This window comes from Desulfovibrio simplex, assembly GCF_055387835.1.
This window is the reverse complement of record NZ_AP042377.1, coordinates 1,974,369-1,988,991: the sequence shown is the minus strand read 5'-3', so window position 1 is coordinate 1,988,991 and position 14,623 is coordinate 1,974,369. Positions and strand designations below refer to the sequence as shown.

The window sequence follows — 14,623 nt, the reverse complement described above, 5'->3', positions numbered from 1 at the left end:
AACGCTGATTTATTCCGTTTGGCGGCGTTGCTTCACTTTTTTTGAAACAGTCGAGGACGGAAGAGTCCACTCCTGCTTCAAAAAAAGATCGCGCCTTGCCAAACGAAATAACTGCGCGTTTCCAAGAGGCTCTTTAATCAGTGCTTCCTTGGAAAGATGTAGATCAAAGAGACAGATCACAGTGCCGTTGAAATGTGAAGCATTTCAACGGCACTGTGATCTAGTTGAGACTGTACGGGACATCTTCAACAATGGTCGTGGCCTCGTGCAGCAGGCGCATTTCAAGTTCTTCCAGCAGCACTTTGCAGCCTTCGCCTGTTTTGGCGGTGATGGGCAGGGCAAGCGGAAAGGCGTCGGCCAGTTCCGCCCTGGCCGGGGCTTCCAGTTGATCCCATTTATTGAGGATGAGCAGGCGCGGCACGCGGTCAAGCTCCATTTCGGCCAGTATGGTTTCCACGGCGTTGATCTGCTGCAAAAGGTCGGGATGCGAGGCGTCGGCCACATGCAGAAGCAGCTGGGCCGCCTCCAGTTCTTCAAGGGTGGCGCGAAAGGCGTCCATGAGTTCCTTGGGCAGATTGCGGATGAATCCTACGGTGTCGGCCAGAATAAGCTCTTTTTCAGCGGGAAAGCGCAGCCGTCGCGTGGTGGGATCAAGGGTGGCGAAAAGCTTGTTTTCCGCCAGAACCTCTGAGCGGGTGAGCGTATTGAGCAGCGTGGACTTGCCCGCATTGGTGTAGCCCACAAGGGCGGCCAGCGGGATGCCCTGGCGTGAGCGGCGCGCTCTGGTAAAGGAGCGCTGGCGGCGTAACTGGTCAAGATCCTTTCGGATGCGGGCCATGCGGTCGCGTATTTTGCGGCGGTCGGTCTCAAGCTTGGTTTCGCCAGGGCCGCGTCCGCCGATACCGCCCATAAGGCGGTCCATGGCGCGGTTTTTACCCACCAGGCGCGGCTGGGTGTAGCGCAGCTGGGCCAGTTCCACCTGCAACTTGCCCGCACGGCTTACGGCGTGCTGCGCAAAGATATCAAGAATAAGCTGTGTGCGGTCTATGACCTTGCGTTCGGTGATGTCAGCCAGGTTGTGCAGTTGCGAGGGCGAAAGCTCTCCGTCAAAGATCAGCATGCCCGCCCTGCCTTGCAGGGCCAGCACTTCAAGTTCCGCCACCTTGCCCCGGCCCATGATAAGGCGCGGGTTCACCTGGGTCACGCGCTGCACCATCCGCCCGGCCACGGTCAGGCCGGCGGTGCGCGCAAGCTCGCCCAGTTCGTCCAGATTGCGCTCCTGAATGATGCGGGGCGCAGCAGCCACGGAAACCAGCAGGACTCGCGGGCTGCCGTCCGCCTCCTTGGCATCTTCGGCCCTGCGGGACAGCTCTTCTTCCAGCGCTTCGGCCGTGTCCGTCATATGGGCTGCCGTGCGGTCCCAGGGGCGTGGCTGGTCAAGATGGTAGGCCTGGCCGTTAACGCTGGAGGGCAGCAGGTGCGCCGCCTGCCACTGCACGGGGTCGCCCACGGGATTGACCGTGAGCGCTATGACGGCGTCCAGCCGCAGGAAGAGCATATCCATAAGGTCTTCCTGGCTGATGCCGCCCGGGGTCAGGTGCGTGTGCAAGAGGCGCAGACCGCGCAGGCGCTCGTTGCCGCCGCGTCCTCTGGGCAGTTCGGGAATCAAGATGCTGCCCGGCTCGCCCACAATCACCATCTGCACGCGGCCCTTGCGGTCTATGAGCAGGCCAACCTGCCGTCCTACGGCGCGTGAAAGCAGCGCCAGTTCACGCGCCTGCTCCACCGTATAGACGTCTTCCGCCGGAAAACGGCGGTTGAACAAACGGTTGAGGGCGGTAAGCTGGCTCGGTTTCAGCCCCTGTACATTGCCTTCTGGTTTTGGAATGGTCGGCTCCTGACGGGCGTGTAGCGTTGCATTTTTGGCCGCCGGGCGATGGGCCCGGCGGGCGTGACACGGAAAAAACGGGGCAGCGGGGCCGCCCCGTGGCATGACGGTCAGGGACGAAGATAGGACGTGATGAGGGCGTCGTAGCGCGAAGTGGCCTCAAAGGCCCTCGAAGCCATGATCTGACGAAATTCCAGGCCAATGCCGTTATTGTGGGCGCGCATTTCGTCCATGGCCACGGGGTACCACTGGGGTGAGGGCAGCACAAGAACGCTGTGGAAGTTCTTGGCAGCCGCCCGCAGCATACATGGGCCGCCGATGTCGATTTCTTCCACGGCTTCCTCAAGCGAAAGCTGCCGCTCCACCGCGCCCGCAAAGTCGTAGAGGTTGACGCAGACAAGGTCAAAAGGACGTATGCCCTTTTCGGTAAGGGTCTGCATGTGGGATTCTTCGTCCTTGTTGGCCAGAATGCCTGCGTGAATCTTGGGGTGCAGGGTTTTTACCCGGCCTCCGAGAACTTCGGGGAAACCGGTTACCGTGCTTACCGCGGTGACGGGCAGCCCCGCCGCCTCCAGCACTTTCTGGGTGCCGCCGGTAGAGATAAGCTCCACGCCGCGGGCTGTCAGAAAAGTGGCGAATTCCACAAGGCCGCTTTTGTCCGTGACGCTTAATATGGCGCGTCTGATGGGCAAAATTTCCATGAAGCGACTCCTAAAATTTCATGGGCTCATGCGCCGGAAAGCCCGGCGCTGCGTGATGCAACCCTGGCTTATTACTACAGCAAAGCTTTTTTTTGCGCAATCGGCAACAGCGCGTCCGTTCCCGTCGAGCTTGCAGGGCCGGGCCAGCAAGGCTATGCTTTGGCCGGAGGTTTTATGCAGTTCAAACTTGTATCCTGGAACGTCAACGGCCTGCGCGCGGTATCCGCCAAGGCTGAATGGGACTGGTTCACGCAGACCGATGCGGATGTGGTGGCCCTGCAAGAAACCAAGGCCCACCCCGAACAACTGGACGAGATAGTGCGTGAGCCTGCGGGCTGGGAATCCCGCTGGTCGTCCAGCGTTGTGAAAAAAGGCTATTCCGGCGTGGCCGTTTACAGCCGCACGCCCTTTTTGTCTTGCAGCGCGGAACTGCCGCAGCCCGAATATCAGGGCGAGGGGCGTCTGCTGCATCTGGAATACCCGGCATTTCATTTTTTCAACGGCTATTTCCCCAATGGGGGCTCCGAAGAATTGGACGAAAGCGGCAAGCCCACGGGCGCATTCAAGCGGGTGCCCTACAAAATGGGTTATTTCGAGGCATTTCTGGCCTATGCCGAAGAGTGCCGTAAAACTAAACCCATCGTGGTCTGCGGCGATTTCAACATCGCGCACCGGCCCATTGACTTGGCCCGCCCCAAGCAGAATGAAAAAAACACGGGTTTTCTGCCCGAAGAGCGGGCTTTTATGGACCGCTTTATCGCCATGGGGTATGTGGACACGTTCCGCCACGTGCACGGCGACGCGCCCGACAACTATTCGTGGTGGTCGTACAAGAGCCGGGCGCGCGAAAAGAACGTGGGCTGGCGCATAGACTACTTTTTTGTGTCGCAGGAACTTGCGCCCGCCATCCGTGACGCCTGGATCGAGCAGGACGTTTACGGCTCGGACCATTGCCCTGTGGGCCTGAGTCTGGAGGTGTAGGGTTGCCCGTCGGGCGCATAACCCCGCCCTGAACGCAAGAACCGCCTTTGTTCTCCCGTATGAAAGGAGAGCCGAAGGCGGTTCTTGCGTTCAGGGCAAAGAGAAACTCACCGTTTACCCGTGCGGTTACACGACGGAGCTGGCGTGTCTATCGCATGAGAATGTATATTCTCAAAGGAATCCATGTGAAGGCAGTTTACTAATGAAATGCTTCACATTTCAAAGTTTTCATTCAGCCGAAAAATGCGATTTTCGGCTGAACCCACACCACGTTGTGGTGCGCTGCACTTTCGTGCAGCGTTAGAGCATTTACACTTTTTCAAAGTTAAAATGCTCTAGTCGAGCAGCCCCAAAAGCCGTGCCACGCGCTGCTCATTGAGGCCGGAGTGCGCCTGTATCATTTCCTGGCTGTGCTGGGCGGCTTCTTCTTCCACCTGGGCAAGTGCCTGGGTCATTTCTTCATTGTTGAGCATGTGCGGCGTATCCGTGACAGGCGGGTCCAGTTCGCGCGCGGCGGACGCTTCAGTTTCGGCTTCCGCCTTTTGGGCGGGCAGCATGGCGTTCACCCTTTCCTGAAACGTAGGAAACAACATTCCCATGTCGTTATTGCGAAAACGGAATTCCAGTTCCACAGGCTTTCTCCTTATGCTGACGTTTCCGGTTCTGCCGGGGCACTGCGGAAACGACGGGCGGCAAAATTGACCATTCGGGGTCTTGCGCTGCTTTGTAAGCAAAATTTGTGCCTTGAAGAATGACGCGAGCACGCCCACCGCTGGACTGCGGCAGGTCACGACGCTCCGGATCGGGGCGGATAGCCGCTTGCGGCAAAGCGCACGGGAGTTCTGACAGCGTGTGGCGTTACGGCCGCGCTGTCCGCCTGTGGCGAAAAAACTGACGTAAAAGCGCCAATTTTTTTACGCAAAAATGTCCGCTCTACCCAAGAGTGGACCGATATTGCAAAGATATTCCACAGCATTTCGGCATGCCCGCTACACCGCGGGGCAGCACGGGTACCTCGCGCGTATGCCTGTACGGCGAGCGCCTGCTCCCCCAGCGCGGGGCAGTTTCAACGTGGCCGGGCTTTACGGGGCTATGCAACGGACCCGCTGCATGCCGCGCGGCGACAGGGCAGGTTTTGCCTGTGCCGCGCAGGGCGGATGATGGCGGGCATGCGTCCGACGGGCAGATGCGCAAGGTATCTGCCTTGGCCCACGAGAACGAAAAAAGCCCGGAGGGGTCTCCGGGCTTGTGTTTTTGGCGTAAAGAAGAATCAGCAGCAGGTCTTGAGCTCTTCCATGAAGCCCTCGGGCACATCAAAGCCCAGCTTCTGGGCTGTTTCCGCCGCTTCTTTGGCCTTGGCGTGCTCGCCCTGGTCAAAGTAGGCCAGCGCAAGGTTGTTCCAGGCAGGGGCAAAGGCGGGTTCTTTTTTGATGATGGCCAGGCACTGTTCTTCGCAGGCCTTGAAGTTGCCCTTCATGAAATAGGCCGTGGCCAGGGCGTTTTGCGCCTGCACAAAGTTGGGGTCCCACTTGAGGGCCTTGTTCAGGGCGGCGATGGCCTTGTCGGGCTCGCCGCGCTGCAGGTGCACAAAGGCAATATTGCTCCACGGCACGGGGAACTTGGCGCGGCAGTTGGCGGCTTCTTCATTGTAGCGCAGGCAGCCTTCAAGGTCGCCGCGTTCAAGGCAGATACCGCCAAGCTGTACGTAAGCCTCTGCCAGGTGCGGCGAATTGCGCACGGCATTCAGAAAGGCTTCTTCAGCGGCGACAAAGTCGCGCTTGCTCAACAAGGCCAGGCCCAGATTATAATGATGGTTGGCGCATTGCTCATTTCCGGCAATTTCCGCCTTGAGGTCTGCGATATACTCGTCCAGATCGTCGTAGCGAGCTTTCATTGGATGTGTCCTTCTTTTTTCAAGAGATCATAGTACCAGCGGCAAAAGTCGAAAATGCCCATGTATTTTTCGTCTTTATTGATGACGCCCAAAGCGCATTCCATAGCGCCCTTGCTGTAAGCCTTGCCGCACGGGCCATTTTTGGCCGCATCGCGCAGAAATTCGTTGATGAGCTGTTGCGTCGTGCGTTTTGAGATGTCCGTGCGCAGGTCAAGAGGATCATTGGGCTTCTGGAAAGGGTCCCAGTTTTCGTAACCCAGACGGTCCACAAATTTGCGGCGGCGCGGATTCATGCGGTCATAAATCTCACGCTTGAGCTTTTCCTGCTCCTCATTAAGTTCTTGCGGCGTGCCGTCCCGAAAGACGGTGGCGGGTATGCTGCCGTACATGCCGTACTCCTTGCTGTGCGCCAAAAACGTCTGCGGGCGCGTAGTTTCGGTTTGAGCCGGATGCGGCGCAGCCGCGCCCGCGCGCACGACGGTTGCGGATGTGATTGCCAGCGGCCGCTTAAGCCTCTTCTTTTTTGGCGGGGCCTATGCCAAGGTACGCCTCGTCATAGCGGGTCAGCAGCGCCATGGACAGCGGCACATAGACTTCATGCATCTCCTTGAAGCGCGATTTGACAGCAGTGGCAATTTCTTTGCTCAGATCTTCAAGCCTGGCCTGCATCTTGTCCATATGCACCGTGGGGTAGGGGCGGCCCTTTTCAAACGCCGAGAACCCGCATACGTGGCCCTGGCCGCCAATGGCGGTGGGCACGCCGTAAAGCCGACAGGTAATGGGTCTGGCTTCATACAAAAGGCAACGGTCGTCATCGTCCAGCAGCGGGCAGCGCATCTTGACTCTGGCGGCCACAGACATGATGGCTTCGGGGCTTTCGCCATCCTTCTCAGCGCGGTACAGGTCGCGCTTGAGGCGGGTGATGTGGCGGTCCAGTTCAGAAGCGCGCTCCAGAATGGCCGAGCGTTCGGGCCCGTAATTGAAAGCTTCTTCAAAGGCCTTGTGAATATACATGGCCTCCACCAGCGAAAGGTCGAACATGGCGTGGCAGCAGTCGCTACAGCCTTCTTTACAGGTCACGCACTGCGGACAGGCCTCCCGTACCCGGTCAAAGAGGGTGTCGGCCTCAGCCCGCAGGTTTTCATAACGGGCGAAAATGGCGGTCAGATCAGGGATCATGGTCATCCTGTGGCTGTGCGGAGGGCGCGTACGGGCCGTCCGGCAGGTGTGCGGCGGGGCGGAGGCGGAAGGTTTCACCCTTTTTTTTGCGGGCGTTCTGGTCAGGCCTGAACATAAAGCCCACAAGGCGTATCCGGTCGCGCCCGGCGTGTTGTACGGGATTTCAAGGCAGGCTTTGACCCGCCCGGAAAAATCCCGCGTTTCGCCTTGTATGTAAGTGCCGCCTGGCGCGCGTGCGTCGGGCGGCACAACACTCAGTCTGTGACTGGGTCAGCAATGGAATGCCGAACGGCCTTCCAACCTTACCTTAGTTTTCTTCAATGGTAATGGCACTGACTTCACAGACTTCAACACAGGATTCACAGCCAAGGCACTCTTCAGCGTTCACGGCTTCAGACTTGCCGTCCTTGATTTCATAAACTTCAACGGGGCAAACATCCACGCATTCGCCACAGCCGATGCACTTGTCCACGTCAACATTCACATTGTAACCCATGATGTCCTCCCAATAGGTTGTCTTGCTTGATCACACAAGCGGATAAAATTAGCTTGTGCAAATGGATAGCTTTAGCCTACCCCCCTGTCAAGTGCCCTTTGTTCTCTGCCCGAAAAGCCTCGCCATGCGCTGATTTTCAGACGTATTGCCTGTGATGGGCTCAAAAAAGAGAAGCATTGCCGTACCCCGCCGGAACCTGCCCGAAGGGGCGTAATCCGGCCTGTTATGGCGTTATTCTGGCGTAATAGCCCTTGCCGTTGCGCATGACCTGCAAAAGTACCTGCCCGGCCATGCGTTCGCGCCTGAATGCCTGCAACAGGTCTTCCATCTTGCGCACAGGGCTGGCCCCCACAGCGGTGATAGCATCGCCCTTACGCAAGAAATTTGACGGTCCCTGCTTGTTGACGCTGCTCAACACAACGCCGCCGGATGTCTGCATCGCGCTGAAACCCCAGCGCTTTTCCATGAGGGTGCGGGCGCTTTCGTCAGTAAAGGGCGCGGGAACAACCTCGGCCGTCACGGCTCCGCCATCGCGCTTCAGGCCCAGGCGCAGCTTTGTTTCCGGCGTCTGGTTGCGCAAAATATCAAGATAGTCTCGCCGGTCACGCACGGGCGTTGCATTGATGGTGTCCAGAATGTCGCCGGGACGTATATGGGCTCCGTCGGCCGGAGTGCCGGGAAAAACCATACTGATCAGCACGCCGCGCGCGCTCTTGAGCCCCAGTGCCATGGCTGTTTGCACGTCCATATCCTGCACGTCAAGTCCGAGCCACAGGGGAGCGACCTTGCCGCTGTCCACAAGGTCGGCCATAACCCGGCGGGCCTTGTTGACGGGGATGGCAAAACCTATGCCCTCGGCTCTGGCGTCCACGGCAGTGTTGATGCCGATAAGCACGCCCTCCAGATTGAGCAGGGGGCCGCCGCTGTTGCCGGGATTAATGGCAGCATCGGTCTGTATGAGGTCGGTGAAGGCATTGTTGCGGTTGCGTATGGTGCGCCCCAGGGCGGAAACCACGCCGGTTGTGACCGTATGACTGAAGCCGAAGGGATTGCCGATGGCAATGACCGTCTCGCCGGGAAGCACGTCGTCAGAATCTCCAAGGCGCACTGCCGGAAGGTTCTGCGGGCCCTTGATCTCCAGTACGGCTATGTCGAAATCCGGGTCAGCCCCGCGCACGATGGCGGGGAACTCACGGCCATCAAGCAGGCGTACCATAACTTCGTCGCCGCCCGCGATAACGTGGGCGTTGGTGAGCACGAGCCCCTTTTTGCCGTCAACAATAACGCCTGTTCCCAGGCTTTCGCGTTTCTGGCTGCGGGGGGAGGGAGCGCCGAAATCCGGTCCCATTCCAAACCCCGGCCCGAAAAACTGTTCCAGAGGCGAAAGATATTGCCCCTGTATCACATGGGTACTGGTGATGTTGACCACAGCCGGAGCAACGGCCTGCACGGCGCGGACCACAGGGGTCATGCGCGGGCTGTTTTCCTGAGGGGCCGCGCCTGCCTGCGCAGGGGCAAGCAGCCCGCCTGAAAGAAACGTCAGCAATGTCCAGTAGAGCGCCCAGGCCAGGGTGCGGTTGATGCCGCAAAAATGCCGCTGGCCGCACATGGAGCGGACCCGTGAAGGAACTTGAGCGTATATGGCTGCGAGTGTTTGGGTCATTGGTGAAAAGTCCTCGGTTTCGTATGCACGTCATAATAAGTACCCGCAAGCGATCGTAAAGGGCGGCCATGCATATTCTCCCTGTTTGCCGACACTCACCCTTGCGCACGGAAAGGGGAAAGGCTAGATAAAAATTATGAACGACAACACTTCACAGCTTTTTTCATCCCCAACGGCACTTGAACGTATTTCTCCCGACCTGCATATCGAACCTCTGCGCCAGCAGGATCTGGATGCGGCCCAGGCGCATCTTGACGACCTCACCAAACCCAGAGGCAGCCTTGGCAGGCTTGAAGACCTGGCCCGCAGGCTCTACGCCATGCGCGGAGGGCAGTTGCCCCTGCGGGTACATCCGGCGCTCATGCTTACTGTTGCGGGCGACCATGGCGTGGCGGCTCAGGGCGTCTCGCCCTTTCCGCAGGCCGTGACGCGCCAGATGGTGCAGAATTTTTTTGGCGGCGGCGCGGCCATCAACGTGCTGTGCCGCAGCATGGGCATGGAACTGCGCGTGGTGGACGCCGGATGTGCTGGCGGCTCGTTTGCGCCGAACCCCATGCTGCTGGACTGCCGCCTCGGTGACGGCACGGCGGATATGACGCTTGGCCCGGCCATGAGTGTGGAAACCTGCCTCAAGGGGCTGCGCGCGGGCGTCAAACTGGCCCATGACGCAGCGGACAAGGGGTATCAGTGTCTTGGTGTGGGGGAGATGGGCATTGCCAACTCCACTGCGGGCACGGCCCTATACTGCGCGCTGCTGCACCTTGAACCAGAGGTCATGGCAGGGCCCGGGGCAGGGGCGGACGCGGCCATGGTCGAGCACAAGGCCCGGATAGTGCGCAAGGCCCTGGCCGTTAACGAAAAAGCGGTGGGCAGCGGCGATCCCGTGGAAATTCTGGCCGCCCTTGGCGGCCACGAAATCGTGGTAATGAGCGGCATCATGCTGGGCGCGGCCTCGCGGCGTTTGCCCGTGCTGGTGGACGGCTTCATTTGCAGCGCGGCCTATGTGACGGCTTTGCGCATATGTCCGATTTTGGCCGAGTATGCCGTGCTGTCCCATGCCTCGGCAGAACAGGGGCATGGCCGGGCACTGGCCCGGCTGGAACAGGCAGTGCCCGACCACCGGCCTCTGCTGCATCTCGACATGCGGCTGGGCGAGGGAACCGGGGGGGCTGTGGCCTATGGCCTGTTACGCTGCGCCGCCGACATCTATAATGACATGGCTACCTTCAGTACCGCTGGTGTGGCGGAGCGGACATGCTGACCGTGACAGACGATGCCAGAGTGGATTTGGCCACGCTTGGGGCGGACGACGTGGCGATAAATCCCGCCGCAGACCCCGCCGCCGCTCCTTTGCTTGAACTGCGCGAAGTTTCACGGCGTTTTGCCGTCAGGCGGGGTTTTTTTGCCGAACAGCGCCTTCTTACGGCCGTGGACGCCGTGAGCCTTCGTCTTTATTCCGGTGAAAGTCTGGGGCTTGTGGGCGAATCGGGCTGCGGCAAGTCGACCCTGGGGCGGCTTGCCTGCGGTCTGCTCGCACCTTCAGAGGGGCAGGCGCTGCTTGGCGGCAGGGAGCTGCCCCCGGCCGGGGCCAACAGTTGGGCCGCCGGGCAGATTCAGATGGTTTTTCAGGATCCCTTCTCTTCGCTTAACCCACGGCTTTCCGCCAGGGCCTCCATTGCCGAGCCTCTGGCTGCACGCAACATCCCCAGGGCCGAACGCCTCGGGCTGGCGGACGAGATGCTTGCCACCGTGGGCCTTGAAGGCATGGGGGGGAGGTATCCCCACGAGTTTTCTGGCGGCCAGCGTCAGCGCATAGCCGTGGCCCGCGCGCTCATCACCCGACCCCAGGTGGTGGTGTGCGATGAACCCGTATCCGCTCTGGACGCCTCGGTGCAGGCGCAGATACTCAATCTGCTGCGCGACGTGCAGGAGCACTTCGGCCCGGCCTATCTTTTCATTTCGCACGACCTTTCTGTGGTGGGCTTTTTGTGCAGGCGCATTGTGGTCATGTATCTTGGACAGGTGGTGGAGGAAGCCACAGCGGAGCAGCTTTTTTCCGGGGCGGCCCATCCCTACACGCAGGCGCTCATGGCCGCCATGCCCACAGGCGAGGGCGGGGGCTATCTTGCACCGCCACTGGAAGGCGAACTGCCGAGCCCTCTGGATCCGCCGGACGGCTGTCGCTTTCATCCCCGTTGTCCGAAGGCGCAGGATATTTGCCGCGCCGAGGCTCCGGTCTGGAAGGAGCGCGCCCCGGATTGGCGGGCACGCTGCTGGTTTGCCTGACAAACGCCGGGCAGGGCGCTCGAAGCGCGGGCTGAAAAACCGTTTTTTCCTGTTCTTTCACCGAATGAAAAGTCGGCCTTCAGGTACACCTGAAAGCCGACTTTATCTTTTACCGGGCCGGATTGGCCACGGGCTTTGAAACATCCCCACTTCAAATCAGAAAACCCTTTGTGTCATACGTGACCACGCTAGAGCAATTTCATAATGAAATTGCTCTGGTGGATGCGGGAGCAGACGCCCGCCACGGAGGCGTAAGCGCAATTTATTTGCGCTGTTAAACGCCGAAGTGAGCGTGCCTCAAACTTTGAAAATGTATATTTTCAAAGTTAATCTGCTCTAAGAGTTTTAGGGGGTGGGGGTGTGGGGGAGGGACCCTTTTGCAAAAGGGTCCCTCCCCCACAAAGCAATTCAACGCAACCTTCTTGACCTCAACACCTAACCGCCCTTGCGTTCCATCTCCGCGCCGCGGGCGTCAGCGGCCAGCACGGCATCAACCAGAAGGCCGGTGAGGCCCGCGCGGTCCAGCACGTTCACTCCGGCAATGGTCAGGCCTCCGGGCGAGCAGACGTTGTCCCGCAACTGTCCGAGGGGGGAGGCGTCCTGCTCCGCCATGCGGGCTGATCCGGCAAAAAGGGCCGTGACCATCTGCCGTGACTGGGCATGAGGGAAGCCCAGCGTCACCCCGGCCTGCACGAGCCCCTGCATCATGGCAAATACGTACGCCGGGCCCGCGCCAATGAGCGCGGAAAAGGCCGTGAATTTTTCTTCAGCCAGTTCGACGCACTGTCCCAGAGTGCCGAAAACCCGCAAAAGGCTTTGCTTGCAGCTTTGGGAGAGTTTGGGGTCCTCAAGGCACAGGGCAAACACGCCCTTACCCACCAGGGCGGGAGTATTGGGCATGCAGCGCACCACGGGGCAGGCGTTTTCAGCCCATTGGGCAAGACTGCCGCTGGTGATGCCCGCAGCCACGGACACAAGAACCTTGTTTGCGTCAAGCGCGGGGCGTAGTTGTCCCACCACTTCCCGCATCTGGTACGGCTTGACCGCCAGAATGATGATGTCCGCATTTTCAGCCACGGCAAGGGGGCTTGTCATGACCTGCACCCCTGCTTCTTCAAGCGGACGCATGCGCGAGGCTGTGCGGTTGTAGCCGCACAAAGCGTAAGCGTCTGCCTGATCCTGGTTCCGGCCCGCACCGCGGGCCAGTCCGGCCAGAATGGCTCCACCCATATTGCCGCAGCCCACACAACCTATGCGCATTGTCATGATTTACTCCGAAATTTCCAGGCCACTGAAGAAATAGCCTATTTCAAAGGCGGCGGTTTCCTGAGCGTCCGAGCCATGCACGGCGTTGGCCTCAATGCTCTGGCCGTACTTGGCGCGGATGGTTCCGGGTTCGGCCTGCGCGGGATTGGTGGCGCCCATGAGGGCCCGCCAACGGGGCACAGCGTCTTCACCGCGCAGCACCACGCAAACCAGGGGGGCAGAGGACATATAGTCCGTCAGACTGTCAAAAAAGGGACGTTCACGATGGACGGCATAGAAACCGGCGGCCTGAGCCTTGGAAAGATGCAACCTTTTGAGGGCCACGATCTTGAGCCCGGACGCTTCCATGGCCGCCAGTATTTCACCGGTGAACTGGCTTGCGACGGCATCGGGTTTGATAATGGCAAAGGTGGATTGCATCATGACACACTCCTTAATCTGATAGGGTGAAGGCGGGGCGCCGCTTACGCCCCGGCGCGCCCTTTGCGGCGCGCTGCCCGTCCGGTGCGGCTCCCCATCGGAGCCAGCGGCGGGCAAAGCTGTTAACATGGCGCTCAGTGCATCGTCATTTTGAGGATGCCCGGAGTCTGCGCGGGCAGAGGCCCGGCATGCGCGGCGCTCCTGAGGCGGAAAATTTGCCCTTGGCCTGTGCCGAGGATCTTCAGCGCGGCTACCGTGCAAGCGTTTCGGCCGTACCGGCAGATCGTTCCTGCGCAAGGTGCCAGACAAGCCGACGCAGGGGCACAAGGGCAACCTGGGCCTTGTCCTGCCAGGTTCGCAGGGCGCGCAGGGTTTCTTCATACGGGTGGCCGATGGCCACCGCGTAGCCTCTGGCGCGGGCCTTTGCCGCCGCCTGGTCCAGGGCGGACAGGATGGCGGGCGTCTGGCGGCGTGTATCAAGAAAAACGTCCCGCACGGCGCTTACCATGCCCAAAGCCCGTGCCTGCATGCCCAATTGTGAGTCCGGGGTGGTGAGGCTGTCCAGAACAAAGAGGCCCATACCTTCAAGCCAGGCGCACAGGCGGCGGCAGGAGGCCGCGCTGCCCGTGAAGGCCGATCCCATATGGTTGTTCAGGCCTATGGCCGACGGCAGGGCTGAAAGATTGTCCTTCAGGGTGGCCCTGATCTGACCGGGCTCCATATCTGTACGCAAAGCCCCTGGTCCGGGTTGCGGCCTTTTGCCGTCCGCTCTGGCCAGCGGCTCCATAGGCACATGGGCCATGACGTCGAGCCGACGCTGTGTGGCGATCTCCGCCGTTTCACGCGCGTGCGGCGCGCGCGGCCATATGGCCAGGGTAACCGGATAGGGCAGGGCGGCCAGGGCTTCCGCGGCGCTCAGGCTTTGGCCCATATCGTCAATAACCAACGCAAGGGCGGGCCGGGGCATAGGGCTTGCAAGGTCAGCCAGTTGCGCCTCGCGGCCCGGAAAAAGAAACCGGTGCGTGAGACGGCCATTATCGTAAATATCCAGACTGCCCGCATCCGTCCAGGCGATGCGGATTGTGCCATCAGCAAGTTCTGGACCAGGCAGATCCGTTTCTCTGTCGGACAGGGCCGCGCCGCCTCTGGCGTTGAGGCCGCCTCCGCCCTGCGGGCCGCCAAGGGCGGCCTCTTCAGCCGCGAGCCTTTTTCTTTCCGCCAGAACCTTCGCGTCGGGCCGGGCCAGCTTGTCCAGCAGCCCCAGGCCGAGGCGCAGCGGGGCGCACGGGCCTGTCACTGTATAGACGCGAACCGTCGGAGCTTCCGGGCTGGCGGGAGCGGGAAACACGGCTGCCTGCCCAGGCGCGCCAGAGGGTGCGCCGGAGGAGGCGCTGCGTCGCGCGTTTCTTGCCATGCTGAGGGCGGCAGTACCGGCAGTGCCATTGCCAGTGTCATGGCCGCCGTCGGGGTCGTCCCCGACAAGGGGGGGCGTCAGTTCCCGCCGCCAGCGGGCGGCAGGCAGCGTTTGCGGCAAAACCTCTTCCACCATCTTGTCCAGAGCTTCAAGTCTGGCCTGCGGGTCGGCGGCGTCTCTGCCTGGTTGCGGCATCTGGCCCGGACGGGCATCCATCGGGTCGCCGGCGGCATCCGTCATTGCCGCGGGCTGATTTTCGGCAAAGGGGTCAGGCGTGCCACGTCCGACCCACAGGGCAAGGGCCAGACTGGCCGCAAGCCAGATTCCCCCGCCCAGGGCCATGCGCACAGATGCGGAAAGCCTCCCGCCCGGCCACAATGGGCCAGTCTGGAGGCTTTCCGTATCATTTTTATGCCGCATGTGCTGTCAGGTGAC

The 14,623-nt window shown here is 60.6% G+C and carries 14 protein-coding genes; 3 read left to right on the top strand and 11 right to left on the bottom strand.

What is annotated here, in order from left to right; genetic code table 11:
* Window positions 1-220 precede the first annotated feature (220 nt).
* Both hflX and ACZ5DH_RS08120 read right to left on the bottom strand, forming a co-directional pair.
* Window positions 221-1,993, bottom strand: coding sequence for a GTPase HflX (gene hflX / locus ACZ5DH_RS08125; RefSeq protein WP_464253829.1), 1,773 nt, complete (start codon window positions 1,991-1,993; stop codon window positions 221-223).
* Window positions 1,994-1,998: 5 nt separating this feature from the next.
* Window positions 1,999-2,589, bottom strand: a complete 591-nt coding sequence (locus ACZ5DH_RS08120; RefSeq protein ID WP_464253828.1) for an IMP cyclohydrolase — start codon at window positions 2,587-2,589, stop codon at window positions 1,999-2,001.
* A 174-nt stretch (window positions 2,590-2,763) separates the two neighbouring features.
* On the opposite strand from ACZ5DH_RS08120, the gene ACZ5DH_RS08115 reads away from it, so the two are divergent.
* Window positions 2,764-3,570: an exodeoxyribonuclease III gene (locus ACZ5DH_RS08115; RefSeq protein ID WP_464253827.1), complete on the top strand. Its 807-nt coding sequence runs from the start codon at window positions 2,764-2,766 to the stop codon at window positions 3,568-3,570.
* Between the two features lie 335 nt (window positions 3,571-3,905).
* Here ACZ5DH_RS08115 and ACZ5DH_RS08110 read toward each other — a convergent pair whose 3' ends face one another.
* The 6 genes from ACZ5DH_RS08110 to ACZ5DH_RS08085 all read right to left on the bottom strand — a co-directional run bounded on the left by ACZ5DH_RS08110 (window position 3,906) and on the right by ACZ5DH_RS08085 (window position 8,802).
* Window positions 3,906-4,202, bottom strand: a complete 297-nt coding sequence (locus ACZ5DH_RS08110; RefSeq protein WP_464253826.1) for a pseudouridine synthase — start codon at window positions 4,200-4,202, stop codon at window positions 3,906-3,908.
* A 638-nt stretch (window positions 4,203-4,840) separates the two neighbouring features.
* A complete protein-coding gene (locus ACZ5DH_RS08105; RefSeq protein ID WP_464253825.1) occupies window positions 4,841-5,464 on the bottom strand; it encodes a tetratricopeptide repeat protein in 624 nt (207 codons plus the stop codon).
* Entirely contained in the window at window positions 5,461-5,853 is a 393-nt protein-coding gene (locus ACZ5DH_RS08100) for a hypothetical protein (protein WP_464253824.1), read from the bottom strand. The genes ACZ5DH_RS08105 and ACZ5DH_RS08100 overlap by 4 nt, the downstream gene beginning before the upstream one ends.
* Window positions 5,854-5,971: 118 nt before the next feature.
* The gene (locus tag ACZ5DH_RS08095) at window positions 5,972-6,643 is read right to left on the bottom strand and encodes a YkgJ family cysteine cluster protein (RefSeq protein ID WP_464253823.1); all 672 of its coding nucleotides are present in this window, start codon (window positions 6,641-6,643) and stop codon (window positions 5,972-5,974) included.
* A gap of 307 nt (window positions 6,644-6,950) precedes the next feature.
* Window positions 6,951-7,139, bottom strand: coding sequence for a ferredoxin (locus ACZ5DH_RS08090; RefSeq protein WP_464253822.1), 189 nt, complete (start codon window positions 7,137-7,139; stop codon window positions 6,951-6,953).
* A gap of 223 nt (window positions 7,140-7,362) precedes the next feature.
* Window positions 7,363-8,802, bottom strand: coding sequence for a trypsin-like peptidase domain-containing protein (locus ACZ5DH_RS08085; RefSeq protein WP_464253821.1), 1,440 nt, complete (start codon window positions 8,800-8,802; stop codon window positions 7,363-7,365).
* Between the two features lie 136 nt (window positions 8,803-8,938).
* On the opposite strand from ACZ5DH_RS08085, the gene cobT reads away from it, so the two are divergent.
* Together cobT and ACZ5DH_RS08075 are read left to right on the top strand one after the other, a co-directional pair.
* Window positions 8,939-10,063 (top strand): nicotinate-nucleotide--dimethylbenzimidazole phosphoribosyltransferase, encoded by a 1,125-nt coding sequence (cobT, locus tag ACZ5DH_RS08080; RefSeq protein WP_464253820.1) that lies wholly within the window; start codon window positions 8,939-8,941, stop codon window positions 10,061-10,063.
* A complete protein-coding gene (locus tag ACZ5DH_RS08075; RefSeq protein ID WP_464253819.1) occupies window positions 10,057-11,088 on the top strand; it encodes an ABC transporter ATP-binding protein in 1,032 nt (343 codons plus the stop codon). The genes cobT and ACZ5DH_RS08075 overlap by 7 nt, the downstream gene beginning before the upstream one ends.
* Window positions 11,089-11,523: 435 nt before the next feature.
* Here the strand turns inward: ACZ5DH_RS08075 and proC are convergent, their stop codons facing one another.
* The 3 genes from proC to ACZ5DH_RS08060 form a co-directional block, all read right to left on the bottom strand.
* Window positions 11,524-12,354: a pyrroline-5-carboxylate reductase gene (proC, locus tag ACZ5DH_RS08070; RefSeq protein ID WP_464253818.1), complete on the bottom strand. Its 831-nt coding sequence runs from the start codon at window positions 12,352-12,354 to the stop codon at window positions 11,524-11,526.
* 3 nt (window positions 12,355-12,357) lie between these two features.
* Window positions 12,358-12,777 (bottom strand): nucleoside-diphosphate kinase, encoded by a 420-nt coding sequence (ndk, locus tag ACZ5DH_RS08065; RefSeq protein ID WP_464253817.1) that lies wholly within the window; start codon window positions 12,775-12,777, stop codon window positions 12,358-12,360.
* A gap of 247 nt (window positions 12,778-13,024) precedes the next feature.
* On the bottom strand, window positions 13,025-14,608 hold the full coding sequence (locus tag ACZ5DH_RS08060; RefSeq protein ID WP_464253816.1) for a divergent polysaccharide deacetylase family protein: 1,584 nt from the start codon (window positions 14,606-14,608) through the stop codon (window positions 13,025-13,027).
* Between the last annotated feature and the right edge of the window lie 15 nt (window positions 14,609-14,623).